We start from the raw sequence: 25,645 nt of genomic DNA, 5'->3' as shown, positions 1-25,645 counted from the left end.
CAGGAGCCCCCTACTATGAACAAAGATAACGTGAAACTGGCTATCGCCCCGATTGGTTGGACTAACGACGACATGCCGGAGCTGGGCAGCGAAAATACTTTCCAGCAAATCGTCAGCGAAATGGCGCTGGCAGGCTTTACCGGTAGTGAAGTCGGCAGCAAATATCCACGCGATCCGGCGGTTCTCAAGCCGATGCTGGATATCCGCGGCATTCAGATTTGCAACGCCTGGTTTAGTACTTTTTTTGCCGACGGGCAGCGGGAAAAAACCATTGATGAATTCGTCAACCACATGAACTTCCTTCATGCGATGGGCGCAAAAGTGATTGGCTGTTCCGAGCAGAGCGGCAGCATCCAGGGTCTGGAAAAACCGATTCTTGGCAATGCGAAACCGTGCTTTAGCGAACAAGAGTGGCAACAGGTTGCGGAAGGCTACAATACGCTTGGTCGCCTGGCGGCAGAAAAAGGCATGCAGGTCTGCCTGCACCACCATATGGGCACCGGTATCCAGACGACAGAAGAGATCGACAAGTTTATGTCGCTGGTGGATGACAAAGTCTTCCTGCTGTACGACACCGGTCACGCCTGGTATTCCGAAGGCGGCGAGGAGCCGATGCTGGCGATCCTGAAAAAATATCTGCCGCGTATTAACCACGTGCACCTGAAAGATGTACGTCCGCCGGTGATTGAGCAGGTGCGCCGCGAAGGGCTCTCTTTCCTTGATGGCGTGAAGAAAGGTACCTTCACCGTTCCGGGTGATGGCGTCATTGATTTCCGTCCGGTGTTCAAACTGCTGGACGAGCATGGCTACAAAGGCTGGATGGTGGTTGAGGCCGAGCAGGATCCGGCGCTGGCTAACCCATTCGAATACGCAGTAAAAGCACGTAAATATATCCGCGAAACGGCAGGAATCTAATCGTTGTTTCACTTACAGGCCATACCTCGTATGGCCTGCTTTTTTTCCTGTCTCACATCCTGAATCCTTTCGTAAATTGCCCAATCGCGCTGAGATGAATAAGCTGCGCTGAACGGTACCCTCTCCCCATCGGGGAGAGGGTTAGGGTGAGGGGGAAGACTTACTTCACTTCCGCCAGCGCGGTCTTATCCACATACGGTTTCATCAGCGCATCGGCTTCTTTCTGTGCCGCCTGCACGGCTACTTCCGGGGTGACTTTTGCATCGTTCACCACTGCCGCCAGCTGGTTTTCCATTGCCTTACGCACGGCAACGGTCTCCCAGGTGGAGTACCACGGATGGGCATACTTCAACTGCTCAAGGGCAATAGCTGCTCGCGGGTCCTGCTGCAAATACGCCTTCATTTCCGACGTATTGTAGGCGGCTTTACGCGGCGAGAAGTAACCGGTAAAGCGGCTCCAGGCACCGTTAACTTGCGGGCTAACCAGATACGTCAGGAACTGATACGCCGCTTTCTTTTGCGCATCGTTGATACCCTTAAAGCTCACCAGGCTGGCACCGCCGATTGGCACTGCCCGCTGCTCTTTGGCCGGTAGCATCGCCACGCCCAGCTCAAAATCTTTGCTGTTCTCGCGCATAAAACCCAGCGCGCCGGTGCTCAGCATCGCCATCCCGACTTTGCCGGAGAAGAAGCTGGCGCTGATCTGTTTCGAATTCAGCACGCCGGAAGGCATTACCTTGTCTTTATAAACCAGGTTCTGCCAGAAGCGCAGGGCGCCGATGGTGGTCGGTGAGTTGTAATACACTTCGCCCGGATAATCTTCATTAAAGTATTTACCGCCGTTGGCGCGAACCAGTGCCGAGAAGATCCAGCCGCCATAATCATCGTTAGTCGACGGCAGCATGATCCCCCACTGGCCTTTGCTTTCGTCGGTCAGCTTTTTGGCGTCAGCCAGCAGCTCGGCCCAGGTCTGCGGCGGTTGTTTGATCCCGGCCTGATCGAACATCGTTTTGTTGTAATAGAGGATCGGCGTCGAGTTATGGAACGGGATCGCATAGGTGGTGCCCATGACCTGGGCGTTTTTATGCATCGCAGGCCAGAACTCCTTCACCAGAAAATCTCCCGCTTTTTGATCGCCATACTGGAACAGTTCGTCCATCGGCCGAATCTCATCTTTCAGCGCCAGATCGGTGGTGAAGTTGGCGGACATAATCACCAGCGCAGGCGGCTGCCCGGCCTTCTGCGCGGATTCGGCTTTGATCTTGGTGGTGTCATAATTGCCGGTAAAGATCCCGCGCACTTCCACGGCCTGCTGCGACTCGTTGAATTGCTTAATGACGCGGGTCATCTCCATGGTCAGCTTGCCGTCCACCGGCGCTGGAAACATGAAATCGATCTTCTCTTTCGCCAGCGCCGCGCCGCTCAGGGCGAGGCTAAGGCTGACGGTGATGGTCGCCAAGGGCCTAAACATGGTCAATCTCCTGGAGTAAATTATGCTGTTTCTCAGCATGAAAAAGATGAATATCGCCGGGCGAAAAGCCGAGGAGCAGCGAATCGCCTTTCTCCGGCACCGCGCCGCGATGACGGCGGCTAAAGCGTAAAGTGCCGATGGGGGTGCTGATGTGGAGGAGATAATCCGCTCCCATCAGTTCTCGTTGCAGCACGGTGGCGGGCAGGCACAAATGGCTTTCCTCCACGCGATCGCTGATATGTTCAGGACGAATGCCTAACCATACCTGGGACTCTTCGCGGTAGCGCGACGGCAGCGGATGACGCTGTTCGCCGAGCAGTACCTCACCGTCAGCACAGGGCAGTGAGAGCAGATTCATCGCCGGGGAGCCAATAAACCCGGCAACAAACAGATTGGCCGGGTTGGCGTAGAGATACTCCGGTCGCCCGACCTGCTGCACGTGGCCGCCATTCATCACTACAATGCGGTCGGCCATCGACATCGCTTCCGTCTGGTCGTGAGTCACATAGACGGTGCTGGTTTTGAGCTGCTGGTGGAGGTCCATAATGCTGTCGCGCACTTCGCTGCGCAGGCGGGCATCGAGGTTGGAGAGCGGCTCATCCATCAGGAACAGGCGCGGATTGCGCACAATCGCCCGCGCCATCGCCACCCGCTGCCGCTGGCCGCCGGAAAGTTTCGCCGGTTTTCGCTCCAGCAAGGTATCCAGTTGCAGCATCTGCGCGACTCTATCCACCCGCGGCTGCCAGCTAGTTTTCTCCTCTTTGCGTACCTTCATGCCGAAGGTGATGTTGTCGCGTACCGACAGATGTGGGAAGAGGGCATAATTCTGGAAGATCATCGCGAAATTGCGCTCTCTGGGCGACATTTCGGTGATGTTCTCATCATGCAGCCAGATCTCCCCCTCGCTGACCGGCTCCAGTCCGGCAAGTAGACGCAACAGCGTGCTTTTACCGCAGCCGGACGGGCCTACCAGCACAACGAATTCCCCGTCGTGAATATCCAGCGACAGGGCGCTAAGGGCCGGTTTTCCGTCAAACTGTTTACTGATGTTTTGCAGACTAAGCATGGCGATTAGCGATCTTCCGTTGGGCAACTGATATTTTCGTCGTACATCCACGGTCCGGCGTAGTGGGTCAGCGGATGCTGGTAGCTCACCCACTGTTCGCCCACCTGGCGATGCATCAAGCACGACGCCGGGGAGAGGTCGTAATACGGACGGGTATCTTCATGAAAATAGGGCACCTGGTGGACGGTTCCCGGAATGGTGGAGATGATGGTCTGGCGATATTGCGTCATGGTCAGGCTATGGTTATGGCCGCAGAAAATGCGCGTCAGCGACGGGAAGCGCTCAACCAGCCCCAGCAGACGGTGGCCGTTCTCGCAGGCGATAGGGTCCATCTGCGCGTTGCCCAGCGGCAGCGGCGGATGATGCATAAATACCGTCGCCGGTTTATCGCCGCCATCGAACAGCTGGGCTTCCAGCCACTTGATGGTCTCGTCGGTCAGCCAGCCTTTCGACGTTCCCGCCCGGCTGGAGTCGATAAACAGCAGGCGAGTGGCAAAATCGTCTACCGCGTAATGCATGTTTTGCGCGTCGGTGCCGAGCTGCGGGCACAGCGGATGCAGGTATTCCAGAAACAGCGCTTTATCGTCGTGATTTCCGGGAATGAGATACAGCGGATAGTTCAGGCTGCCGAGGATCTGGCGAGCGGCCTGATACTCTTCCGGGCGGCCGCAGTTGACGATATCGCCGCTAATCACCACCGCGTCCGGGCGCTCCTGCAGGGCATTTAGCTGGGAAACCACGTCGGCGTTGGCGGCGTTAACGTCAATAAAGCCGTACAGCTTCTTACCGTGGCTGCGGAAATGAGTATCGGAAATTTGCGCTAACAGCATGAATAACTCCTTATTTGATCCCGGAGAAGCCGAAGCTTCGCAGGAACTGTTTCTGGAAAAGGATGAATGCCAGCATCAGCGGCAGGCAGACCATCAGCGTTCCGGCACCGATGATGCCCCACTGACCGCCGGATTCTGCACCCATAGCGAAGGAGACCAGCCCCACGGTCAGCACCTGTTTATCCGGGTCGTTAAGCATCATTAGCGGCCACAGATATTCGTTCCAGTGGTAGGTAATGCTGACGGTGGCGAAGGCCAGCACCGACGGCCAGGACATCGGCAGCAGCACGCGAAACAACACCTGCCACCAACGACAGCCCTCCATCAGTGCCGCCTCCTCCAGCTCTTTGGGAATGGCGAGGAACGCCTGACGCATCAGGAACACGCCGAATGCCGAGGTGAAGTAGGGCATCATCACCCCGGTAAGGGTATTGAGCAGGCCGAAGGTTTTCAGGGTCAGCATGTTCGGCACCATCATCACCACCGGCATGATCATCAACTGAACGAGGAACATCAGGAATAGCGTCTTCTTGCCGCGAAATTCGTGGCAGGCGAAGACGTAGCCGGCGGTGGTGATGGTCAACAGCTGCACAAAGAAGGTGCCGAAGGTGAAGATAATGGTGTTGGCGTAGAGGCTCAGCCAGTCAGCGCTGGCCCAGGCATCGCGAAAGTTATCCAGCGTCAGCGGTAACCGGGGCAGCAGGGAGGCCATATCCTCGCCGAAGGTAGTGGCGCTGAACGAGGTCGACAGCATCCATAAAAATGGGCTCACCCACAGTAGCGCCAGGCAGCACATTAATACCGTGAGCGTAAAGGGTTGCGAGCGGCGCAGGCGCAGCCATAGCGGGCGTGATGTGCTCTGCGAACGTAGCACCAGCGGCGAGATTTCAGCGCTCATAGTGCGCTCCTTTCTCCAGCAGTTTGAGGTTAATCAGCGAGAAGGCGAACAGCCCGGCCAGCGTCAGGAAGGTAGCGGCGGAGGCTTTACCTAAATCATGGGTATCCCAGGCGAGATTCTGGATGTAGTAGAGCAGCACGGTGGTGGCGTTATCCGGCCCACCGCGGGTCATCACCGCCACGTGATCTATCTGGGTGATGGAATAAATCAGCGCTGTGGTAATGACGAAGCTCAGGGTCGGGCGCAGCAGCGGCAGCGTCACTTTAAAGAACACCTGCGTGCGGGTGGCGCCTTCCATTATCGCCGCTTCGCGCGTCGATGCCGGGATGCTTTGCAGTCCGGCAAGGAAAAACAGCATGTAGTAACCGGCGAACTTCCATACGCCAATCAGCGACAGCGCCAGCAGCGCGCTATTGCTACGCCCCAGCCAGTTGTTATTTAGCGGGCCGAACAGCTTCGCCAGATAGAGATCGAGCAGGCCAAGGCCGGGCATAAAGATAAACAGCCATAGCGCGGCGGAGCTGACCATCGGGATAATCATCGGGAAGAAGAAGGCGGTGCGCAGCCAGCGGTTGACGCGGTGGTTCTCGGTCAGGGAGACCGCCAGCAGCAGGGCGAGGGTCACGCCCGGCACTACCGTCAGCAGGATATAAAGCAGGTTATTCACCAGCGATTGCCAGAAGACGCTATCGGCGAACAGGCGGCTGAAGTTCTCCAGCCCGACATACTGGCCGCCATCGCTGACCATGCGGGTATCGAACAGGCTGTCATAGACCGAACGCCCCAGCGGGAACCAGGTAAACAGCAATAAAAACAACAGGGAAGGCGACAGTATCAGCCAGGGGAGCCAGGTTTTTCTCATGGTGGCAGACGTCTCGTTCAGGCGTTTGTAGAAGCCCGGATTTTGAGAAGGATTGACTGCAAAAGGATGGCGGGGAGATGACGGTTTAATGACCAGAGGGCGAAATACCGGGCAGACGGGCCGCCCGGCGGTGAAGTCCTGAGTCAGGAGCGTTCAGGTCACGCCCCTGTCACGGATATCATGAGAAGTCGGCTTTCAGCACCACGCGGTAGCGAGCTTTGCCCTCGCGAACGTGCTTCAGCGCTTCGTTGATTTGCGACATCGGGAACAGCTCGGTGGTCGGTGCGACTTTGCTGCGTCCGGCAAATTTCATCAGCTTGCGCAGCTCGGACGGGTTACCGGTAGCCGAACCAGAGATGCTGCGGTCGCCACCGATCAGGGTAAAGGCGGGGACCGGGAAAGGCTTCATTACCGCACCGACGGTGTGGAAGTTGCCGCCGTACGCCAGCGCTTCAAAGTACGGCTGCCAGTCGAGGTCGACGGCAACGGTGTTGATGATCAGGTCGAACTGCCCGGCCAGCGCTTTTAAGGCTTCAGGATCGCGGCTGTTTACGACGCGATCGGCGCCCATCGCCAGCACTTCCTGCTCTTTCGTTGGGTTTGAGCTAAAGGCGGTGACTTCCGCGCCCATCGCGTGCAGCAGCTTGATGGCGATATGGCCGAGGCCGCCAATGCCGATCACTCCGACGCGGCTGTTTGCCGTGACGTGATGCATCAGCAGCGGTTTGAAGACGGTAATGCCGCCGCAGAGCATCGGTCCGGCGGATTCGATATCGACGTTTTCCGGCAGCGGGATCACCCATTGCCAGTCGGCGCGTAGCTTATCGGCGAAGCCTCCACGGTTAATGATGGTCGGGACCGATCCTTCCAGACAGTTGATCTGGTTGCCGCTGATGCAGGCATCGCAGTGGCCACAGCTGCGCGCCGTCCAGCCGATACCTACTTTCTGGCCGATTTTAAGGCCCTTCTCCTGCGCCGCGCTGCCCAGCGCCGCCACGCGGCCAATCACCTCGTGACCAGCGACCAGCGGATAGCTCGACATGCCCCATTCGTTGTCAATCATCGACAGGTCAGAGTGGCAGATCCCGCAGTACTCCACCTGCACTTCGACATCTTCCGGCTTGAGGTCGCCGGCATCGTACTCCCATAGCGACAGATCGGCGCCCGCTTCTTTGGCGGCGTAACTTTTAATAGTGCTCATAACAGATTCCTTGGGTTTGGCGTAGTTTTGGCATCGTTAACAAGGAAGTGTAGAGCATGAGGCGAGGGGACGCTTGGCAGAAGGAGGGGGGAAGGGGGGGTTGAGATTGCGCAAGATGACCTCTCCGCAAAGGAGAAGTTATCTTGATAATTCAGCTTTTAAGCAACAGCGCGTTGAGCCAGATTTCGTTCCGTTCCGGGCGCTTATCCACTGTCTGCCACATTTTGGCGATACGGATATCCGCCTGCTGTTCGACCAGAGCCGTCAGACCCGCTTCGTCGAGATCGGTAAAACGCCGACCCTCCTTTTCTCGCTCGCCTGAACCGTATTTGAATGAGACGTACCAGATGCCGCCCGGTTTAAGGGCCGTAGCCAGTTTGCGCATCACCCCGTCGAGTTCGTCGGCGGGAACGTGCAACAGCGAAGCGCAGCACCAGATGCCATCATAACGCGCACTTTCCGTGATGCTTTGAAAGGTCGCCTGACGCACGGCCAGCCCGCTAAATTGCGCTGCTCGCTCAACCATTGCTGGTGAAGCATCAAAAGCTTCGACCCGATAGCCCATATCCGCAAAGGCTTTTGCATCGCGCCCGGAGCCGCATCCGGCATCCAGGATCAGTCCGTTCGGTTTAATCGCCCCGATAAAAGGCGCGTAAAGAGAGGTCATATCGACAGCCACGGTTGAAGCTACAAAGTTGTCAGCGTTCTGCTGGTAGTAATTGATTGTCATCAGAAAATATCCGTTCCGGCGGCCTGAGGTTCCCATTCATGAAGGAGCGTTATACGAGCAGTGTTCCAGATTTTGGCGAGAAAGTCATCGCGCCGGGCGGTCGTGTTACCGGTCTGACGGATTAAGGTTTCACGCAAGGGGAGGTGGCTGGTAATAAAATATTCGTTTCTGTCGCGCAAGCGGCGCAGCAGTTTTACCGACGGTACCCGCATAAACTTGCCCTTTTCACCGCGATTACAGCTTTTACAGGCGAGAACCAGATTCCAGACGCCATTGATATTTGCTACCTCGCTACGCGCCGCCCAGGGGATAAAGTGATCAACATCGGCCAGGTTCTCATCCCCAGTTTCAAGACTAATCGGCGCATAGCAGTAAAAGCAGCGCCCCTTCTGATAGCCGTTCAGGCTGTCGCGACAGCTAGAGATAGCGACCCGTCGGGAATTCAGGGTGCTAAATAGCTGCTGTTCGGCGGCATCGTATTCTATGGCGATCAGGTTGCTGGCGATGCTCATGGCCCATGCCTGCTCCACCAGACGCCAGCGTGCGTCAGTTTCGTGGATCAGGTTCTGGTACTGCTGGCGTTCCGTCAGATAATAAAAGTTGTCGGTCAGACGGATGCCTTTATGCGTTTTGCGCTCGTCGAGAAAAAAACGTTTGGCGATTTCACCCTGATTGACGTTATGAAACTTGTCCAGCACCACGCTAAAGCCGAGCTTTACCGTCGCAGCGGTGAGCTGCTCCTGGTTTAGTTCATTACGATTGAAGCTGTTACAGGCACTAAGATACTGGCTTTTTGGCGAGGTGATCTGTTTGGGCGCGTGCCCAAGATGGCGACACAGATGCTGGCTGAACGGCACAGCCAGATCCTCAAGGCGTATCAGATCGCTACCGTCGCGACGGATATCGTACAGCGCATGAGCCAGCGCGAACTTATAGGAGGCGACGTTTTTGCCAAAAAGAATAATGCCGCGCCAGTAGTTCTCCAGCGTCGGTTCGATCTGATAGAAGCGCATTGCGGGTATCCTGTTTAGGAAAGTACAGGCGTTATTACGCGTACTAATAACAGGATCTGATAACAAACTGGCGAAAATGTAAACCGTATTGAGCCGTTTGCAGGATTTTGCGAGCAGACTCGGAGAAAAAGAGCGTCGCTGGTGGGAGAGGGAAGGGGACGTGGCTTGTATCGGGAACGTATTGAATGTTGGTCAAAATGCGGCTGGCGCTGTTTTTTTCAACACTTAGCGTGGCAATCGCACTCTGCTGCTTGCGCAGCAGCCAGCGACAGGTATAATCCACAACGTTTTCCGCATACCTTTCCGTGCCGGAGTGGCGAAATCGGTAGACGCAGTTGATTCAAAATCAACCGTAGAAATACGTGCCGGTTCGAGTCCGGCCTTCGGCACCATACAAAGCTTTTTTCAAGTCTACTAACGTCTACTTTAGTCCATAAAAACAGTAAGTTAAGCAGGTTTCTGGCTTTTCTTAGTCTGTCTACGTCTACTCAATTCCTTGAACATATACCAACTGATGATGGTATAACTGATGGTATTCCCGGTTCGATTGATTTTGGTACCAACACTGGAGGTATCAACTGATGGCTCTCACCGATATCAAAGTTAGGACTACCAAGCCCTCCGACAAACCCTTCAAACTCACCGATGGGCAGGGTATGCACCTGCTGATCAATCCTAACGGCTCGAAGTACTGGCGACTCCAATACCGTTTCGATGGCAAACAGAAAGTTTTAGCATTGGGTGTTTATCCAATGGTCTCTCTTAGTGAAGCCCGCAAGAAACGGGATGAAGCCAAAAAATTAGTATCGCTTGGTCTCGACCCCTCAGAAAAGAAAAAAGCAGACAAAATCGAGCAAAGCGAAGCCCTGACATTCGAAGCTGTTGCAAGGGACTGGCATACTGCCTGTAAAAGGAAATGGTCAGATTCCCATAGTGAGAGGGTTTTAAAGAGCCTTGAAGATAACCTTTTCTCTTTCATAGGAAAGAGAAAAATAGCCGAGCTTAAAACCAAGGATCTACTCGTTCCGATCAAGGTTGTTGAAGCTTCTGGACGGTTAGAAGTAGCAGCCCGTCTACAACAACGAACCACAGCAATTTTGCGATATGCCGTCCAGAATGGCTTAATTGACTATAATCCGGCCCAAGAAATGTCTGGGGCTATTGCTGTAGCAAAAAGAACCCACCGACCGGCATTACCGTTTGATCGCTTCTCTGAACTCCTAGAGCGAATTGAAATATTCAAAGGTAGAAAGCTCACGAAGTTAGCCGTAAAGCTTACATTGCTCATTTTTATTCGTTCGAGTGAACTCAGGTTTGCTCGTTGGTCAGAGATAGATTTCGACAATGCCATGTGGACTATTCCTGCAGAGCGAGAGCCATTACCCGGAGTGAAACATTCGCATCGTGGTTCGAAAATGCGAACTCCACACCTTGTTCCTTTGAGTTGTCAGGCATTGGCTGTGTTGACGGAAATTAAAGAGATCAGCGGTGACCATGAACTCGTGTTCATTGGCGACCATGATTTCAGAAAGCCCATGAGTGAAAATACGGTAAACAAGGCTTTGAGGTCTATGGGCTATGACACAACCGTGGAGGTCTGTGGACATGGATTCAGAGCTATGGCTTGTAGTGCTTTAATTGAATCCGGTTTGTGGTCGAAAGATGCTGTTGAACGGCAAATGAGCCATCAGGAGCGGAACTCAGTTCGTGCTGCGTACATACATAAAGCAGAGCACCTTGATGAGAGAAAGCTTATGTTGCAGTGGTGGGCCGATTACCTTGACCTCCTTAGAATACGACAAGTTTCACCATTTGATTTTAAAAAGAGTTAACTATGAATAAGTAGATGATCAATCGCTCTCCCTTATCAATCTTGTTAAGGGAGAATTAATTCAAATAAGCAGTGTTAACTCATTCAAGCTTTGAATACAGTGGAGGGATTAATGAAAGTAGTAAGCCCTTATGAAGAATTAAAAAGCTGGTTTAGTCTCGAAAACTATGAGCAGTTAAAATCACTTACAATCAAAGAACTGCATACTGAGCTTGCCTTTAGAGAAGCGATTTTCGACAGTGTAAATTTTGGATGGGAAGATGATAATCAAAATTTAAGGTCTATCCTTGAAGGTAATCCTATTTTAAGCAGACAAGATAATAATCATGGTCATTTTGGCAAGGGCCAAAGGCATGTTGCGCAAGTTAGCTTTGGTGATATAAAAAAATTAGAGAACAAGTTAATAATGTTTAGCATGGATTTTTTTGAAGAAAATGGCGATTTCAAAAAAGAGTTGAAAAAGAAACCAATTACAAAAACTATGAGGGACTTTTTTCTAAACCAAAATAGCAGCAAGATGTATGTTTCATTTGATTTAGGAATGTCCAGCGATGAAGAAATTATAACAGCCTTACAAACGATGCTACCAGATCTTAGAAAAGAATATGAAATTGAGCCAGTGAAAACAGAAAAAATTGGACTTGCAAAAATAAGAAAACTTGTCGATTACAATATTATCCCAATGATGGATTTATTGATTTGGGCAAAGTTTAAAAAAGTAAAAATCTCAAATATGGTCTTGTCTCGTGTCTTGTATCCCGACTTTACAAATGAGATCAGAGGAGAAGATCACATTAAAGATACAGATAGGCCTGTTGCAGAGAAGTCATTGAATGGCGAAACAACCCGTAGTCTGGAATATTTTATCAGCAAAAACAGCCATCTCCGCAACATACCGATTTCGGAACTCGGATCTTTCTAGTTGTAAATCATCATGTTAATTGTCAAGGGGAGGGCGTAAATATTTTTCTTCCCCGGAATTTCCTTTCATTATTCCCTCATCTAACTTTTCAGTTATCAGCATTCCCTTCATAGATACGAATCTGTGTGGCTAATATCTTCGTAACGGAAGCGGAGGAGGTAGCCAAATGAATACAACCGATACAACCAATCAAAGCTTAATTCGTTTACCAGAAGTCTTGAAACGAACTGGTTTCGGCAAAGCCTGGGTCTATCGTCTGATCAAAGATGGTAAGTTTCCTGCCCCTGTCAAAATTGGAACTCGTGCAGTAGCTTTCGTCGAAAGTGAGATTGATGCCTGGATTCAGTCTGTTATCGAAACAAGTCGAAATAATGTTGCTTAGTTAATTTGGGGAGGCATGTTATGAATATCGAAGAATTTGTGAGTGAAGATAACCATATGTGTAATCTAGGCCAGGAACTTTTCTGTAAAATCTTCGAACCCGGAGCGATTTACGATTTACCTGATAATGAATTTAACAGAAAGATTGTTTACTGGTTAAGCCAGTATTTAGTGGGGAATCTAAGAGAACCGTTAGATTCGATCTCTGAGCTTAATATTTTCGAACAGTTTTATGTGTATGAAACATGGTTCTCGCTAATTAAATGCCCAGATGAAATTAGAAATTTATCGAAACGGATAATTCGATATCAGATTGGGCTGAAAACTCTTTTGTAAAAATGTAAAGTTTGGCCCCATATTTTGGCTTAAAACCTTACAAAATAACTTACATTATTTTGGTTGCCGTTTATTAGCAAGACAGTGAGATAGTTTTCAAAGTATTAGGTGTACATAATATATACTAGATCTACCAGATGATAATTTGACAGGAATAGTCGTCTATCTCACTGTTTTAATTTAAATAAAAGACTTAATCGATTCAAATAAATTTGTAAATCTACGAAATGCTTATTATTAATATATTGGAATTATACTTTTTGTAAGGTTTAGGAGGAAAATATGAGCAGTATTTGTGTAGATTCGTTTATGTTGGAAAATGGTGAGAGGTATTGTCATGTTGTAAATAAAAAAACTGGTGAGCCACTGTATTATCCAAATTTGTATATAACAACACAAGTCAGAAATCGGTCAGAGTCTATATCAACAATGAAAGTTATTGCTGGTAGCATTTCATTGTTATATCGATTCTTTATGAGGAAAGAGATCGATATTGATGAAAGAATTCAGAAAAGGATATTTCTTACTCATCATGAAATTGATGATTTGATTGAGTTTACTTCATTCAATTTTAAAAGTGGTGGAGATCATGACTTTTGCGTTTCAAACGTCAAGAAACCAACCAAGTATTTTCGTATTACAATAATAGTTAACTATCTGGAATGGCTTAGTAAAATGCTTCTTTCTCATACAGGTCAGAAAGATACAATCAAAGAGATACTTGTTTTCATTAACAACATAAAAAGAAAGAAACCAAGAAACAATGACAAATATGTTATGGATATCGAAAAGAGTTTAGACAAATCTCAACTGGATTCTTTGTTTAGCATTCTTTCGCCAGGAAGTAACTTGAATCCGTTTACGGAAACAGTACAAAAAAGAAATAACCTAATATTCCTATTATTACATTGTTTTGGCATGAGAGCCGGTGAACTTTTGAATCTGCGAATTCGTGACATAGATTTTGCAGAATCAACAATAGCAATAAGGAGGAGAGCAAATGATAAAACAGATCCACGAGTTTATCAGCCATTAGTGAAAACTTGTGAGAGGAAATTAATTGCTGATGAGAACCTTATATATGAAATTTCAGATTATATTTTGAATGATCGTAGGAAAGTTAAAAATTCTAATAAGCATGATTTTCTGTTTATTACCTATAAGGAAGGGAAGACTCAAGGGCAACCGCTGTCATTTTCTTCATACCATAAGATAGTGAGTGTTGTTCGTCAATCATCCTCGCTTCTAAGTGGATTAACAGGCCATAAATTGCGACACACATGGAATTATGAGTTCTCGAAAACAATAGATAAGACTAAGGACATATCCGAAGAAAAAGAGCAACAAATCCGTTCTTATCTAATGGGATGGCTACCAGGTTCAGACACTTCAATAATCTATAATCGCAGGCATATTTTTGAGCTATCGAAAAAAACTGCACTTGAGCAGCAAGAGCAACTATTCAAAGGAGGGTTTGATGAATAATTTAATTAAACAAAACTCTGATAAAATGTCAATTCATGAGCAAAAAATCGTCACTTCGATTGAGAGCCATGGAATCAATATTAGAGACTTGATATGTGTTATGAACAAGAGTTTGGTTTCTGGATTTGTGAATACATTACAGTATTATTTTTGTAGTAAAAGCCATTTGTATGTAAAAACTATAGTTAAAAATATGAAGAATTTTATTAACAATGTTTCTCCTAATTACATTGATGATAAAGTAATAATCCAATATCAAAATATGCAATCATCAATTAAACCATCATATTTTCGAGGTTTACGGCCATTTTTTACTAAATGGTTTGAATCAGGATACCCCGGAATAGATGCAAGTGCTGTTGAAATAGCAAAGCATTTTGACCTAAAAATAAAAAAAGCTGGTCGGCCTATATTACAAGATGATCCAACTGTGGGTCCACTGACTAAAGAGGAACACACTTCCTTGATCAAGGCTATGAGTCACGCATATAGCATAGGTGAACTGTCACTCTCAGATTATGCGATATCACTATTAATAAGTCTTACCGGTAGAAGACCTCAGCAGTTAGTTATGTTGAAATATAAAGACCTTCTTCAAAAGAATTTAGATACTGGTAAAGTAGAATATTTGATTTCAGTACCACGAGTTAAACAAAGAGGTAAACAACTACAATATCGAGAACTGGCAATAATCTCAGAGGTTGCATCAATTGTTCAACTTCAAGCTAATCATTCCGTGAGGCTTGTTGAGCAAACCCTTGGCAAAACCCTTGATGATCATGACAAAGGCAAGGTTCCAGTTTTCTTGAACGAGGACAAACTGCTTGATTTAGCCATAATAGATTTTAACTTCCTTGAGTCTAATAAAATATATGCAAAACCAACAATTGCTAATAGAGCATTAAAGAATATTGTTAATACTGTGAACTTAATTTCAAATCGTACAGGTTCTTTACTCAATGCTACTCCTCGCAGGCTTCGCTATACGATAGCAACTATGCTGGCTAGGGAGGGATATAATGCCAATACTATAGCTGAATTGTTGGATCATTCTTCTACTTCAAGTACGGGGATTTATATTAAAAATCTTGCTGAGAGTGTTGAAAGGATTGATTCCGCTGTTTCAGAACAATTGTCATTTGTCGCTGATATTTTTATGAATGGAATAAGGTCTAATAAGATAAGGGATTTTAAATTTTGCTCTTTGAGAAAATGTCAAAGTCAGAATTTAAATGTAATTTTCCCTTGTAATAAATGTGCTTTCTTTATGCCAATTGATATTGACGAGGTAAATGTTCCATGAAAAATATTATTTTATTTAAATCTAAAAATCAACTTACAGCAGAAAGCAACTATAATGAATTTATAAAGTTTTGTCGCTATCAACTGACCGGGCTAACCCAAACTCAGGATTGGGATCAGTATGCTTGGAAAGGATATGTCACATTTAGAAAAATAGGGGTTGGAAATAAAGTCTTTGATTCCGTTGATGCAATGCACGAAGATTATATCAATTTTGCGAAAGCATATATCAGATATCAACACTCATTGAAACCATTGAAAAATTATGGGGCTATTATGATGGCCTTGCGATGTCTCGAACAAGCTCTCTTGCAGGTTCATAACACTGGTCTCATTTATAATGTTACAGCCGTTGTTTTCGATGAAGCAATGCAGATCGGAAGTAAATATTTTGAAGGTAATGTTTTGGCTAAATGTGGAATACAGCTTGAAAAAATATCAAATTTTCTATATGAACATAATCTTGTGAAGTCAGGATATATCTCATGGAAAAACCATGTAAAACAGAAAGTCAAAAACAATTATCTTCCTGAGATTGAGGATTATCACAGAAGCGATAAGTTACCAGATGAAGAGGCATTACTCGCTATTGCTGATATTTTTTCTAAAAATGATGAGTTACTGAGCCCAAGGGATAAGTTCACCAGTTCAGTATTTGCACTTCTGCTTTGTTGTCCGAGCAGAATCTCTGAGATTTTAGCCTTGCCTGCTGATTGTGAGATTACACAAATAGATGGCAAGGGTATCGAAAGATATGGATTGAGATTTTATTCGGTTAAGGGGTATGGACCTAATATCAAATGGATTCCACGAGTTATGATACCAGTTGCAAAGAAAGCGATTAGAAGATTACTTTCCTTATCACAAAATGCAAGAGCACTTGCTCACTGGTGCGAAAAGTACACTGATAAATTTTACCGACATGAGCTTTGCCCAAAAGTTGATGAAAAAGCTAAATTGACCGTTGTACAAGTTTGCCATGCACTGGGGTATCATTTATTTGATCATAAATCATGTGTTTTAAAAATTAAAAGAACGAGTTTGGATGGTGGCAAAAGTTTCTTAAACCACAATGATTACAATTATTCATTGAGTGATTTGTGGGAAATTATTAGTTCTAATTTTAGCAGAGACTTTCCATGGTATGATAAGGAAAAATCTATAAGATTTAGTAACGCTTTATGCTTGCTTCATACTGATCAATTTTCTTTATCACGAATGACTTCAATTTTCACATTTTACAAACCTACTAAAAGTTTCTTTTTCAGTGATATACAAAGTAAAAAAAGCCATGAGATGAGGTATCAAAATATATTTTCCCGATATGGGTATTATGATGATGAAGGTAAACCACTACTTATTCGCTCACACCAACCACGGCACCTTTTAAACACAATAGCCCATTATGGTGAAATGTCTGAACTGGATATAGCTAAATGGTCCGGTCGTATCAATGCGAATCAGAACAGAGCTTATAACCATGTGTCAGAAGAAGATATGTTAGATAAAATCAAAGCTATTAAATTGAACAGGAGTAATTATTGTCAAAGGGAGTCAACACCATCAATTGGATCGCCAGTTGACTTTGATAACCTTTATCAAGGGGCAATTCATTTAACAGAATTTGGTTACTGCGTACATAACTATTTGGTTCAACCTTGTAATAAAATTAATCAGTTTGTGGAATGTGCTAATGAAACACAAGACATGAAATCAGTAGATAAAATTAGACTGGAATCAATCCGAGAAAAAGTAATACAACTTAAAAACATAACTCAACTCGCTTTTGAAAATGGTGACTATGGTGCTGATAAATGGTTGCAACACCACGAAAAAAACTTGGAAAGAATTAATAAGCTTTTAAATAATTAAAACAGGAGATACTTATGGCAAAACATTTGAACAGGAGCGAAATAAAGATAATTACAAATATTATACTGACTTGGGATGGCAAAATCACATGGAGTGATTTATGCGACTCAGTTTATAAGAATCTAAACAGAACCATCACAAGGCAATCTTTAAGTACTCATGATGAAGTTGTTGAAGCATATAGATCAAAGAAAAATTTGTCTAATTTGAAAAAATCTGGCTTAAAGAAACCAGCTAATTTAACGATTGCGGCACAACAAATAATAAACCTTAAAGCCGAAAATGAAATGTTGAAAAAACAGAACACTAGATACAAAGAGCAGTTTAGCTATTGGCAGTATAATGCTTATAGACATGGTCTAACTATGGAACAATTGAATAGACCATTTAATAAAAAATAATGGTTGATAGGTTACACCTATTGACAAGTTAAAGAAATACGATAAATATAAACATATGGTCAGGAAGACTATTTCAATTATGCAAGGATGCATTCTATGGACAAAAACAATATCAATCCAGAGTTTACTCTGGAAGAACAACTTATCATTATAATTGATAAATATATCTCTAAACGATACCAGCCCGGAGATAAAAGTTTCTCTCACCAACTCTACCTGGTGTTCGTTGGCTATCACTTAAAGTATTTCTATCCGAAACGGATATACACCCGATCTAACCGAAACATAGACAACATTATGGCGATGTTCAGTTCTGTGTATAAATGTCTGACAGGTAATCTGTTACGACGATTAAACAACAAAGAAGCCGTTCTCCGTGAGCTAAACTCTCTTGTTAACTATATCGATAGCAATCAAGAAAAGGCAGAAGAGATATATTCTATTGTAAGAACACAGTATGAAATGAAGATGATAGATAAAGAACTGACACATGAGGTAGTTCGTGCGAGCAAGATAAGATTATAAAGGCACCAGAGAATTATGTATTACAGCTTGAGTAAGCTATGGAAATGAAGACTTTTATTAGTGTTATTTCTTCAATTTTGTATTATTTCCTGCATTCATATAGAACAGAGCAATCGGAAGTAAGCATATTCGCACTCACTACCTTATAATAGCAAGTAATTACTACCAAAATTAATAGGTGGCGATGTTATAAGCCATAATTCATAATTTTCTTTACTATCTGGGAGTAGTAAGGCTATCATAACTTGAAACAGACCACTTCTAAGATTGTGTAATCTAAAATATATAGGATAATGATTGCGTAATGAACATAATAAATAGTAATCTTAAAAAGACTTTGACCATCCTCATTTTTTTGATTTTTGCTATTTTAAGTTCTTTTTCTTTTTATCTAAACTTACCTGCTTCCGGCTACTGCCTTATGTATCTTCCTTTTATTATAGGGTTGATATTCTGCTATTTTCTGTATCCTAAATATAAAAAGGCATTAAAGTCATATGTTGATTCAATATTATATTTTCAAGCTTCGCTGGTTGCAATTATTTTGGTTATAAAAACTGTAATTAAAGTTCCAGAAGATATTTTTACACAGCATTTAAATAGTATTCACGGGTTCTTATATGTTTATGCCATGGCAATTGTTGCTGTAATCAAGTGTTGTGTTTCTTACTGTGATGGGTATTTATCTTATATGGACGAAAGAGAACAACACATAAAAGAAGCAAATGAAATAAACAAAAAAAAAGAAGATGCTATAAAAAATAATAAAATATCATTAATTACAGGAGTTTCCATTTTTACCTTGTTATTATTACTTTTTAAATGAATCTTTTTCAGGTTCAACCGTTGCTATCATCACTAAAAGAGGTGAGAATACTAAAGAAAATATAATTATGGTTGATGTGACCCAATACAAGAATGTATTTTGGTGATGGTTAGCTAAATAAATAAATGATATTATATTTGCCAAAATGCAAACTAAAATAAAAATATAGCGTTTTTTCATTGGGTTTTTCTCCTCTGGTTTATTTTTATATTTTCATCTTATATCTAATTTTGTCAAATTTTTTTAAATTTACTTGTGCTACTTTATAATCATGATCAGCCAAATAAAAAAGCCCCTTGCGTTAGGGGCTTTAACGGTGGATGGTTTTTGATTTTTATTGTTGTATTTCTTTCCAGACACCATCAGCTTTCACAAGCTTAACAGGCTTTGTCTGTTTCATATTGCTAATGGATGCATCGACAATGCAGTTATAAACATTGTTTGCTTCTTCTGTGCAACTAACTTTTTTCACATAATCTATTTTTAAAAGGTCTTTTTCGGGAATACTTGAGTTCAGAGCTTTCATACTTGCATTTGATCTATCTACAACACTTTTGAAAGCATTGTATATGTCTTTTTCAGAAGGTTCGGAATTACAGGCTGTTAATAGAAAAGTCGAAAGGAGAACTGCGAGAATTGAGTATGTTTTCATTTTCTTATCCAGGAAACGATTAATTAAGAATGCCAGATTTTGTATTGTTATTATCAGTAGAGAATGTCCATTTGCTTACGGTTTCTCCATTGAAGTCGATTTCGAGAGTTTTAGACTGAGTCTGGGAACCGCCAGTTAGCAAACCGACAACAGGGATAAAAGTCGAGGCATTGAACTGATTGTTATACATTAAGTATCTCCACTGCTCGTTGCCATCGTCAAGAGTCGTTCTTGTATCTGGTTCACCTAACTTAGCGAGTAGCTCGTTCTTAGTAGTCTTGTTTTTAATGATCTTTGACTGAAGACTTTGTGCAGTTTCATTTTTAATTTGTTGGTTCCCTGATGTTGAGCAGCCAGAAATTAAAAATATTGCAATGAAAAAGGATGTAACAATAAATTTATTCATTTTATCTTCCTTGTTATATTTGGACAGGGTTAGCTTTTATGTGTGAAAACGGCTCTGTGTGCAAATTTCTTACGTAAATAAAATCTTAAAAAAATTGCTGAGGCAAAATAGATAACGACAGTTAATATAAAGCTTTGACTGATAGCGAATATGAGGAAAGCAATCGCTAACAGCACAATTCCTATTAGTAAAGCAAGCCACGGTGAAACAACACCATAGTTAATTGTTGCGTGACAGCCAGTGCAGACACGGACACCAAATGGGCTTTCTTTGAAGCAAAATGGGCACTTTATAGTTTCGTTTTTCATAGCTATCCCAATCTGGAAGATTAAATGCTGTTTGTAGGGATTCTCGATGGCTGGCTGGCTAAAGTAAAATCACTTGTACCGATCGATGATTGCCACTTGATAGCTTATGGCTATCATAAGTAGAATATTGATCTGTATTAACGATCAATATTTTCTTGACTAAATGCAAATTGATTACTAGGGAATAGAGTGTAGTTACGGAAACTGTTTGTAAATATCTGTCTATAAACGAATTTTTCTTGAAGATTTCAGATGATGTGATGAATAGACTACTGAGAAGTTTGGAGGGACCTGGTGGAGGATGCTCTTCCCATAGCTTCTGAGAAGCTCTATGAGCCGTTGTAAAAAGGGAAGCCAGCTACTAAGCCTGAGATGCTTTAGCTGTTGTACTGCATTCTTTTGAAGAATCTTTTCTACGATTTCGTTCCGTTTGTCTTCTCTGAGCCGTAATTCCAGTTCTGCAATTTTTCTACCGATACTTTCCCTTCTCTCTGTTGTCCTTAAAATCGTTGCAGGAGCAGGGATAACTTCCTTTGTCGCTCGCAGAGCTTCTATGTGGTCGGGGTTGTAGTTAAGCCGATTACTGAGATTTGCCCAAGAGTAGCTTTTACCTAATTGCGAAGCTTTGAAAGCGATTCCTGCATATTCGAATGAAAAGCCGTTCATCTTACCGGTAGAAGCAATGTTAGCTGTCCAGCCGACCTCTGCTTCTTCAAGTCTCCTGATAAAAGTTAAAAGGTCAGGTGTATCTGTCAAACTTTTATCAAGTATCTGTTGGAGAGCTTCCTTAGGGGAGGGAACACCAGTCCGAGTCGATAGCATTTGTTCGTTGCGAGAGATTCTTTTCCGCTTCGGTTGTGTATTTGAGAGGGATGGTGCTGTCTTGGTCACTGTCAGACCATGAGCGATTTCGAGTTCACTAATGATCCGTGTGCTTATAAGGTTTTCGTTCCTACCCAAGTAGAGCTTCCCACCGGCTATGTCGATTCTGCTGGCGATAATGTGTATGTGCTGACCAGCCGAATCGTCATGAAGCACATAGCAACGGAGATGCGTATCACCGAATCCCATCCGTTTCATGTAATCATCTGCGATACTAAACCACTGTTCATTCGTTAGTGATTCTCCATCAGGTAAGCGAAGCGAGTTGTGCCAAACCGTTTCCTGAATATCTGGCCGAAGCTGTTTGCTGCGATCAAACTCAGCAACCAGTTCAAGAGTAGAGTCACCCAGCATATTGCCCCCAATTACGATAGGGTCGTTTTTATGATGTGTCCCAGGTTTCAATACATATCGAACGACACCAGCGAAGCTCTTACCCCTTTTGATCTTCTGCATACCCTTCATGCGAAAAAACTACCTTACGGACGGATCAGAAGCTGTAAGACATGAGCGAAGCTCTTTAATCTGCTTTTTAACAGCGAAGATCTCTGTTTTCGTCAATTCACTATTACTGCTTTTAGTATCAAGGTGGATTATTAGACGATTTAGCTTTTGAGATATATCAGATAATGATTGCCAAGCTTCTAAATTGATTGCAGGAATGGCAGGTGGAAGCTTTTGAAGTGATGCCATGCGAAGCCATTCGCCTTTGCGTTTATCACCACGGCTTGCATTGAGAAGCTCTAACTCTTCTTTATTTAATCGTACACTGACACAGTGTATTCGCAATGATTGAGATTTATTATCGTTGACTGGCTTAAAATTATTTGTATACGACAATGTAATTATTTTACCCATATAAACTCCTTTTTATATGTTTATTCGCTTAAAGTGAGCAATTCCTTTGCAACACATTATATATTTATAGTGGAAATACAATTTATGTCAATGAGTTAGGTTCGACTTTGACTTTCTTTTTCAACCGAAGGGCGAAAAACAAGGGAACTCAAAGAAGCGGAGCTTCGATGAGTTAGCCCTTGCTTAAATTAAAAACCTTTAAATCCTCAAGATTCAGGATGGCAGTTATTTTTTTTCATTGACATGTAATATCTCAAATAAATTTTATAATTCTTTATTACATAAATCAGGTGGGTAATGAGTCTTAACTACACTTCCTAAAATAAGATTAATTCCAAGGGCAATAGGCTTGTTTATTGCTAAACTTAGTGATAGATAGAAATTGATTGTTTGTTTTTTTGTTGTTTTTGTTTGCAATGTATGCTATTTTAAGGGGTTGTTTTTAATAATGGTGTGATTTCAGATGGCAGAGCTTATAACTGAGTTGGATTGGGATTTTAAAGAAAAAATTATTAGCGATTCTATTCATGGAATCCACCCTTACCCTGCGAAATTCATACCTGAGATCCCTTTCCAGTTAATTAATTATTTAGGCTGTGATAAAAATACTTCAGTTCTTGATCCATTCTGCGGTTCTGGAACAACTCTAAAAGTAGCCCAATCATTAGGTTTACCATGCGTTGGAATTGACCTCAATCCTATAGCTTGTTTAATTTCTAAAGTCAAAACAACTAAAATCCCTCCTAACTTTGGCACGGTTTTTTATGACGTTGTGGCTGATGCAAAATCAAGAAAGGTTGATATTGATGAGTTGGAAAGTATTCCAAATATCAATCATTGGTTCAAGTCTGATATACAAGTTAATTTGTTGAAATTGAAGAAAAGTATACATGATTATTTGGGGCACGATACTTTTGACGCGTTATGTGTTGCTTTCTCGTCCATCATTGTAAAAGCATCGAATCAAGAAAGCGACACACGTTATGCTGCTATAAATAAAAATTTAGTAGCAGAAGATGTATTTAGATTGTTCCTTGTTTCATGTGAGAAACTGAACTCTTCATTGTTATACAATAGTAGTGATTTCCCATGTCAAATTATTAATAAAGATGTATTAGCTGTTCAACCATCTGACATTAATTCGACTGTGGGACTTGTTGTAACTTCACCTCCATATCCTAATGCATATGAATATTGGCTATATCATAAATATAGAATGTGGTGGTTGGGCTTTGATCCAAAAGAAATTAAAGAAAAAGAAATTGGAGCGAGAGCACATTTTTTCAAAAAAAATCATCATACTGAGAGAGATTTTTACCATCAAATGTATGGAACTTTACAGCTTATAGATTCTGTTCTTATAACGCATGGACACGCTGCTTTTGTAGTTGGTAGATCCATAATTCATGGTAAAAATGTTGATAATGCTGGCCTTATTGTTGAGGCAGCAGAAAATCTCGGTTTTGACGTTGTTGAAAGGTTCAATAGAACCATGAATTCTAATAGAAAATCATTTAATCTTTCCTACGCAAAGATTAAAGAGGAAACAATTGTGGTTCTTAGGAAAAAATAATGCTGAATTTTAAATTTCCAAATTACAAGCTTTTTGAATATGAAAAATTGCTTGCAAAAAAAGAGCTGTCTTTGATTTTTCCATCAGATTTAATTCTTGATTCTGATATCGGTTATCATGTTCAAAAAAATGGTTTAAGTAATGATGAGAAGGAAAAAATCAGAAGGTTAACCTTCCTGAGGTTGATAAGTGAAGACGAGAATTCAGTATCGTCATTACAAGAGTTTAAAGAGAATTCCTGTGTCAAAAGTGGGCATACAAAGAGGCAGTCAACCCGATACGGGGCACATGGACTACATGAATATAAAGGTAAGTTCAATCCTCAGATAGTATCTTCTATTTTAAATATTTTAGAAGTTAATGAAAAGTCTAAAATTCTAGAGCCTTTCTGCGGTAGCGGGACAACCTTATATGAATCCGCATTAAATAATTTAGAGGGGGTGGGTTTCGATTATAACCCATTGGCCTGTTTTATTAGTAATGCCAAAATCTCTACTCTTAGCATGGATGTAAGTAAATTTACATTATTTGCTCACCACTGTATCGATAAAGCAATAGAGTTATCTCCTAAGTTTATTATTGAAGATGACGTTCGTACAATTTATCTTAAGAAATGGTTTCAAATCGAAACTCTTAAAAAATTAGAAACTCTTCGAGCTATTATTTATGAAAGTACTAATGTTAAGTTTAGAAATCTATTTTTAGCCCTTGTGAGTGATTTAGTTAGAGAATATTCCTTACAGGAGCCTGCCGATTTAAGAATTCGGAGACGAACATCCGAAATGCCGACCACTGATTTTTGGGATGCTCTCAAAATAAAAGTGAGTTCGTTTTGTGCTAACATCAATTCAATATGTAATATTGAAGTGGATTATTCTGTTAATTCAGAAGCTATCAATATTGATATAAGAGATAGTAAATCTCTAAAAGGATTTCGAGAATTTGATTGTGCAATTACCAGCCCACCTTATGCTACTGCTTTGCCTTATATTGATACTCAGAGACTTAGCATTGTATGGCTAGGTCTGGCTTCGCCTGATGAGGTTAAAAAATTAGATCGTGAGTTAATAGGGTCTCGTGAATTATCACCCTCGCTTAAAAAAGATCTAATGAATTCTTTAAACGAAAACTTTTTTAAGATTCCAGACAGCCTACATAAACTTTGTCTTGACATGTCCAATAGCTTAACTGAAAAAGATGGATTCAGAAGACAGGCAATGCCTTTTATTGTATATAGATACTTCGCTGACATGCAAAAAATGTTTGAAAATGTTTATTCTATGATGAAGGCCAATGCAAAATTTGCTTTAGTTGTTGGTCATAACACAACTACGCTTAGTGGTAGAGTATTCAAATTAGATACACCTTCATATCTTATTGAAATCGCAAAATCAATTGGTTGGGAATTATTTGAGGACATTACCTTAGAGGTTTATAAAAGATATGACCTACATAAGTCAAACTCAATTGACGCTGAAAGATTGATTATTTTGAAGAAACACAGGGCCTGATCGGCCCTGAATTATTATATAATTTGGAAAAATGTTTCGTTATCCAAGAAACCAAATTTCTTACCTTTATGACCGATAGAAGTAGTTGCTTTGGCTTTTAATAGATCATATGAGGCAGAGCCTTGTTGTATTATTCTTAGTTGATATTCTTTAACTCCGGTTCTTGTTATACAGGCTAAATCCCCAGGCTGTGCTATTTTTCTATATCGTAGTCTCCCAGTACCAAGCCTGACATCCATGTTATTATCGGCTTCGTAAGTAACTCTCTCTTCGCGTATTTCATTTAGGTCAACATAATTTAAATTGATGAGAGTATACTCTGCAACTTTTTCCCGATCATTTTTTTGATCTAATGGAGGGAAAAAATCAAGAGTGTCTTTACTCAGCCATATGTATTGGCTACCTTTACCAGCATCTTCACCAGGATTTGCCATTATACGGTTGGTATCAGTATCAACCAAAGATACTATAAGAGTGCTAAGTTGTTGATTATACATGTATTAACCCTTTGGTAATGAGAGTAGTCTCAATTATATATACTACTTACACCTTAGTACAACTTAATATTCATACAAAAATATCAGGAGG

At 43.0% G+C, this 25,645-nt stretch carries 28 protein-coding genes and 1 tRNA gene; 14 read left to right on the top strand and 15 right to left on the bottom strand.

Going from position 1 to position 25,645, the window contains the following annotated elements:
• Nucleotides 1–15: 15 nt before the first annotated feature.
• Nucleotides 16–915: a myo-inosose-2 dehydratase gene (iolE, locus tag HV213_RS25710; protein ID WP_181483835.1), complete on the top strand. Its 900-nt coding sequence runs from the start codon at nucleotides 16–18 to the stop codon at nucleotides 913–915.
• Nucleotides 916–1,075: 160 nt separating this feature from the next.
• On the opposite strand, the gene HV213_RS25705 is transcribed toward iolE, so the two are convergent.
• The 8 genes from HV213_RS25705 to HV213_RS25670 form a co-directional block, all read right to left on the bottom strand.
• Nucleotides 1,076–2,386, bottom strand: a complete 1,311-nt coding sequence (locus tag HV213_RS25705; RefSeq protein ID WP_181483834.1) for an ABC transporter substrate-binding protein — start codon at nucleotides 2,384–2,386, stop codon at nucleotides 1,076–1,078.
• Nucleotides 2,379–3,452 (bottom strand): ABC transporter ATP-binding protein, encoded by a 1,074-nt coding sequence (locus HV213_RS25700; RefSeq protein WP_181483833.1) that lies wholly within the window; start codon nucleotides 3,450–3,452, stop codon nucleotides 2,379–2,381. The genes HV213_RS25705 and HV213_RS25700 overlap by 8 nt, the downstream gene beginning before the upstream one ends.
• 5 nt (nucleotides 3,453–3,457) lie before the next feature.
• Complete coding sequence (locus tag HV213_RS25695) at nucleotides 3,458–4,282, bottom strand: phosphodiesterase (protein ID WP_181483832.1); 825 nt, start codon at nucleotides 4,280–4,282, stop codon at nucleotides 3,458–3,460.
• A 10-nt stretch (nucleotides 4,283–4,292) separates the two neighbouring features.
• Nucleotides 4,293–5,180, bottom strand: a complete 888-nt coding sequence (locus HV213_RS25690) for a carbohydrate ABC transporter permease (RefSeq protein ID WP_142462373.1) — start codon at nucleotides 5,178–5,180, stop codon at nucleotides 4,293–4,295.
• Complete coding sequence (locus HV213_RS25685; protein ID WP_181483831.1) at nucleotides 5,170–6,042, bottom strand: carbohydrate ABC transporter permease; 873 nt, start codon at nucleotides 6,040–6,042, stop codon at nucleotides 5,170–5,172. Before HV213_RS25685 ends, HV213_RS25690 begins: the two co-directional genes overlap by 11 nt.
• A gap of 178 nt (nucleotides 6,043–6,220) precedes the next feature.
• On the bottom strand, nucleotides 6,221–7,243 hold the full coding sequence (gene ahr / locus HV213_RS25680; RefSeq protein WP_181483830.1) for an NADPH-dependent aldehyde reductase Ahr: 1,023 nt from the start codon (nucleotides 7,241–7,243) through the stop codon (nucleotides 6,221–6,223).
• A 151-nt stretch (nucleotides 7,244–7,394) separates the two neighbouring features.
• Nucleotides 7,395–7,973 carry a class I SAM-dependent methyltransferase gene (locus HV213_RS25675; RefSeq protein ID WP_181483829.1) on the bottom strand — a complete coding sequence of 193 codons (579 nt, stop codon included), beginning with the start codon at nucleotides 7,971–7,973 and terminating at the stop codon, nucleotides 7,395–7,397.
• Nucleotides 7,973–8,986 carry an HNH endonuclease domain-containing protein gene (locus HV213_RS25670; RefSeq protein ID WP_181483828.1) on the bottom strand — a complete coding sequence of 338 codons (1,014 nt, stop codon included), beginning with the start codon at nucleotides 8,984–8,986 and terminating at the stop codon, nucleotides 7,973–7,975. The genes HV213_RS25675 and HV213_RS25670 overlap by 1 nt, the downstream gene beginning before the upstream one ends.
• Before the next feature lie 307 nt (nucleotides 8,987–9,293).
• Between HV213_RS25670 and HV213_RS25665 the strand changes: the two genes are divergently transcribed.
• The 11 genes from HV213_RS25665 (at nucleotide 9,294) to HV213_RS25615 (ending at nucleotide 18,867) form a co-directional block, all read left to right on the top strand.
• Nucleotides 9,294–9,378 (top strand) — tRNA-Leu (locus HV213_RS25665).
• Between the two features lie 189 nt (nucleotides 9,379–9,567).
• The gene (locus HV213_RS25660; protein ID WP_045307598.1) at nucleotides 9,568–10,818 is read left to right on the top strand and encodes a tyrosine-type recombinase/integrase; all 1,251 of its coding nucleotides are present in this window, start codon (nucleotides 9,568–9,570) and stop codon (nucleotides 10,816–10,818) included.
• Nucleotides 10,819–10,929: 111 nt separating this feature from the next.
• Nucleotides 10,930–11,739 carry a DUF6387 family protein gene (locus tag HV213_RS25655; RefSeq protein WP_045307597.1) on the top strand — a complete coding sequence of 270 codons (810 nt, stop codon included), beginning with the start codon at nucleotides 10,930–10,932 and terminating at the stop codon, nucleotides 11,737–11,739.
• A 166-nt stretch (nucleotides 11,740–11,905) separates the two neighbouring features.
• Nucleotides 11,906–12,121 carry a helix-turn-helix transcriptional regulator gene (locus tag HV213_RS25650; protein ID WP_001098294.1) on the top strand — a complete coding sequence of 72 codons (216 nt, stop codon included), beginning with the start codon at nucleotides 11,906–11,908 and terminating at the stop codon, nucleotides 12,119–12,121.
• A gap of 20 nt (nucleotides 12,122–12,141) precedes the next feature.
• Nucleotides 12,142–12,456, top strand: coding sequence for a hypothetical protein (locus HV213_RS25645; RefSeq protein ID WP_045307596.1), 315 nt, complete (start codon nucleotides 12,142–12,144; stop codon nucleotides 12,454–12,456).
• 282 nt (nucleotides 12,457–12,738) lie between these two features.
• A complete protein-coding gene (locus HV213_RS25640; RefSeq protein WP_181483827.1) occupies nucleotides 12,739–13,941 on the top strand; it encodes a tyrosine-type recombinase/integrase in 1,203 nt (400 codons plus the stop codon).
• A complete protein-coding gene (locus tag HV213_RS25635; RefSeq protein WP_181483826.1) occupies nucleotides 13,934–15,244 on the top strand; it encodes a tyrosine-type recombinase/integrase in 1,311 nt (436 codons plus the stop codon). The genes HV213_RS25640 and HV213_RS25635 overlap by 8 nt, the downstream gene beginning before the upstream one ends.
• Entirely contained in the window at nucleotides 15,241–17,115 is a 1,875-nt protein-coding gene (locus HV213_RS25630; RefSeq protein ID WP_181483825.1) for a DNA-binding protein, read from the top strand. Before HV213_RS25635 ends, HV213_RS25630 begins: the two co-directional genes overlap by 4 nt.
• Before the next feature lie 14 nt (nucleotides 17,116–17,129).
• On the top strand, nucleotides 17,130–17,516 hold the full coding sequence (locus tag HV213_RS25625; protein WP_181483824.1) for a hypothetical protein: 387 nt from the start codon (nucleotides 17,130–17,132) through the stop codon (nucleotides 17,514–17,516).
• Nucleotides 17,517–17,603: 87 nt separating this feature from the next.
• Nucleotides 17,604–18,041 carry a hypothetical protein gene (locus tag HV213_RS25620; RefSeq protein WP_442788128.1) on the top strand — a complete coding sequence of 146 codons (438 nt, stop codon included), beginning with the start codon at nucleotides 17,604–17,606 and terminating at the stop codon, nucleotides 18,039–18,041.
• 304 nt (nucleotides 18,042–18,345) lie between these two features.
• Nucleotides 18,346–18,867, top strand: coding sequence for a hypothetical protein (locus HV213_RS25615; protein WP_001021523.1), 522 nt, complete (start codon nucleotides 18,346–18,348; stop codon nucleotides 18,865–18,867).
• Here HV213_RS25615 and HV213_RS25610 read toward each other — a convergent pair.
• From HV213_RS25610 to HV213_RS25585, 6 genes are all read right to left on the bottom strand, one after another.
• Nucleotides 18,853–19,047, bottom strand: coding sequence for a hypothetical protein (locus HV213_RS25610; RefSeq protein ID WP_015854622.1), 195 nt, complete (start codon nucleotides 19,045–19,047; stop codon nucleotides 18,853–18,855). The two genes, HV213_RS25615 and HV213_RS25610, sit on opposite strands and share 15 nt — an antisense overlap.
• Nucleotides 19,048–19,201: 154 nt before the next feature.
• Complete coding sequence (locus HV213_RS25605) at nucleotides 19,202–19,519, bottom strand: hypothetical protein (RefSeq protein WP_000861042.1); 318 nt, start codon at nucleotides 19,517–19,519, stop codon at nucleotides 19,202–19,204.
• A 19-nt stretch (nucleotides 19,520–19,538) separates the two neighbouring features.
• On the bottom strand, nucleotides 19,539–19,925 hold the full coding sequence (locus tag HV213_RS25600) for a hypothetical protein (RefSeq protein WP_089590717.1): 387 nt from the start codon (nucleotides 19,923–19,925) through the stop codon (nucleotides 19,539–19,541).
• Between the two features lie 29 nt (nucleotides 19,926–19,954).
• Nucleotides 19,955–20,233: a hypothetical protein gene (locus tag HV213_RS25595; protein ID WP_089590716.1), complete on the bottom strand. Its 279-nt coding sequence runs from the start codon at nucleotides 20,231–20,233 to the stop codon at nucleotides 19,955–19,957.
• A 222-nt stretch (nucleotides 20,234–20,455) separates the two neighbouring features.
• Nucleotides 20,456–21,580 carry a relaxase/mobilization nuclease domain-containing protein gene (locus HV213_RS25590; RefSeq protein WP_181483822.1) on the bottom strand — a complete coding sequence of 375 codons (1,125 nt, stop codon included), beginning with the start codon at nucleotides 21,578–21,580 and terminating at the stop codon, nucleotides 20,456–20,458.
• Between the two features lie 9 nt (nucleotides 21,581–21,589).
• Nucleotides 21,590–21,973 carry a hypothetical protein gene (locus HV213_RS25585; RefSeq protein WP_181483821.1) on the bottom strand — a complete coding sequence of 128 codons (384 nt, stop codon included), beginning with the start codon at nucleotides 21,971–21,973 and terminating at the stop codon, nucleotides 21,590–21,592.
• A 463-nt stretch (nucleotides 21,974–22,436) separates the two neighbouring features.
• On the opposite strand from HV213_RS25585, the gene HV213_RS25580 reads away from it, so the two are divergent.
• Nucleotides 22,437–23,546: a DNA methyltransferase gene (locus HV213_RS25580; protein ID WP_064381590.1), complete on the top strand. Its 1,110-nt coding sequence runs from the start codon at nucleotides 22,437–22,439 to the stop codon at nucleotides 23,544–23,546.
• Nucleotides 23,546–25,057, top strand: coding sequence for a TRM11 family methyltransferase (locus HV213_RS25575; protein ID WP_181483820.1), 1,512 nt, complete (start codon nucleotides 23,546–23,548; stop codon nucleotides 25,055–25,057). Before HV213_RS25580 ends, HV213_RS25575 begins: the two co-directional genes overlap by 1 nt.
• Nucleotides 25,058–25,071: 14 nt before the next feature.
• Here the strand turns inward: HV213_RS25575 and HV213_RS25570 are convergent, their stop codons facing one another.
• A complete protein-coding gene (locus HV213_RS25570; RefSeq protein WP_064381587.1) occupies nucleotides 25,072–25,554 on the bottom strand; it encodes a DNA binding protein in 483 nt (160 codons plus the stop codon).
• Between the last annotated feature and the right edge of the window lie 91 nt (nucleotides 25,555–25,645).

It is taken from the genome of Klebsiella sp. RHBSTW-00484 (assembly GCF_013705725.1).
Lineage (GTDB): Bacteria > Pseudomonadota > Gammaproteobacteria > Enterobacterales > Enterobacteriaceae > Klebsiella.
Note: the sequence above shows the minus strand (reverse complement) of the source record. Positions and strands in the feature narration are given on the sequence as shown.

Coding starts and splice junctions, on each gene's coding strand:
- iolE (WP_181483835.1), top strand. CDS start 16: ATGAACAAAGATAACGTGAAACTGGCTATCGCCCCGATTGGTTGGACT.
- HV213_RS25705 (WP_181483834.1), bottom strand. CDS start 2,386: ATGTTTAGGCCCTTGGCGACCATCACCGTCAGCCTTAGCCTCGCCCTG.
- HV213_RS25700 (WP_181483833.1), bottom strand. CDS start 3,452: ATGCTTAGTCTGCAAAACATCAGTAAACAGTTTGACGGAAAACCGGCC.
- HV213_RS25695 (WP_181483832.1), bottom strand. CDS start 4,282: ATGCTGTTAGCGCAAATTTCCGATACTCATTTCCGCAGCCACGGTAAG.
- HV213_RS25690 (WP_142462373.1), bottom strand. CDS start 5,180: ATGAGCGCTGAAATCTCGCCGCTGGTGCTACGTTCGCAGAGCACATCA.
- HV213_RS25685 (WP_181483831.1), bottom strand. CDS start 6,042: ATGAGAAAAACCTGGCTCCCCTGGCTGATACTGTCGCCTTCCCTGTTG.
- ahr (WP_181483830.1), bottom strand. CDS start 7,243: ATGAGCACTATTAAAAGTTACGCCGCCAAAGAAGCGGGCGCCGATCTG.
- HV213_RS25675 (WP_181483829.1), bottom strand. CDS start 7,973: ATGACAATCAATTACTACCAGCAGAACGCTGACAACTTTGTAGCTTCA.
- HV213_RS25670 (WP_181483828.1), bottom strand. CDS start 8,986: ATGCGCTTCTATCAGATCGAACCGACGCTGGAGAACTACTGGCGCGGC.
- HV213_RS25660 (WP_045307598.1), top strand. CDS start 9,568: ATGGCTCTCACCGATATCAAAGTTAGGACTACCAAGCCCTCCGACAAA.
- HV213_RS25655 (WP_045307597.1), top strand. CDS start 10,930: ATGAAAGTAGTAAGCCCTTATGAAGAATTAAAAAGCTGGTTTAGTCTC.
- HV213_RS25650 (WP_001098294.1), top strand. CDS start 11,906: ATGAATACAACCGATACAACCAATCAAAGCTTAATTCGTTTACCAGAA.
- HV213_RS25645 (WP_045307596.1), top strand. CDS start 12,142: ATGAATATCGAAGAATTTGTGAGTGAAGATAACCATATGTGTAATCTA.
- HV213_RS25640 (WP_181483827.1), top strand. CDS start 12,739: ATGAGCAGTATTTGTGTAGATTCGTTTATGTTGGAAAATGGTGAGAGG.
- HV213_RS25635 (WP_181483826.1), top strand. CDS start 13,934: ATGAATAATTTAATTAAACAAAACTCTGATAAAATGTCAATTCATGAG.
- HV213_RS25630 (WP_181483825.1), top strand. CDS start 15,241: ATGAAAAATATTATTTTATTTAAATCTAAAAATCAACTTACAGCAGAA.
- HV213_RS25625 (WP_181483824.1), top strand. CDS start 17,130: ATGGCAAAACATTTGAACAGGAGCGAAATAAAGATAATTACAAATATT.
- HV213_RS25620 (WP_442788128.1), top strand. CDS start 17,604: ATGCATTCTATGGACAAAAACAATATCAATCCAGAGTTTACTCTGGAA.
- HV213_RS25615 (WP_001021523.1), top strand. CDS start 18,346: ATGAACATAATAAATAGTAATCTTAAAAAGACTTTGACCATCCTCATT.
- HV213_RS25610 (WP_015854622.1), bottom strand. CDS start 19,047: ATGAAAAAACGCTATATTTTTATTTTAGTTTGCATTTTGGCAAATATA.
- HV213_RS25605 (WP_000861042.1), bottom strand. CDS start 19,519: ATGAAAACATACTCAATTCTCGCAGTTCTCCTTTCGACTTTTCTATTA.
- HV213_RS25600 (WP_089590717.1), bottom strand. CDS start 19,925: ATGAATAAATTTATTGTTACATCCTTTTTCATTGCAATATTTTTAATT.
- HV213_RS25595 (WP_089590716.1), bottom strand. CDS start 20,233: ATGAAAAACGAAACTATAAAGTGCCCATTTTGCTTCAAAGAAAGCCCA.
- HV213_RS25590 (WP_181483822.1), bottom strand. CDS start 21,580: ATGAAGGGTATGCAGAAGATCAAAAGGGGTAAGAGCTTCGCTGGTGTC.
- HV213_RS25585 (WP_181483821.1), bottom strand. CDS start 21,973: ATGGGTAAAATAATTACATTGTCGTATACAAATAATTTTAAGCCAGTC.
- HV213_RS25580 (WP_064381590.1), top strand. CDS start 22,437: ATGGCAGAGCTTATAACTGAGTTGGATTGGGATTTTAAAGAAAAAATT.
- HV213_RS25575 (WP_181483820.1), top strand. CDS start 23,546: ATGCTGAATTTTAAATTTCCAAATTACAAGCTTTTTGAATATGAAAAA.
- HV213_RS25570 (WP_064381587.1), bottom strand. CDS start 25,554: ATGTATAATCAACAACTTAGCACTCTTATAGTATCTTTGGTTGATACT.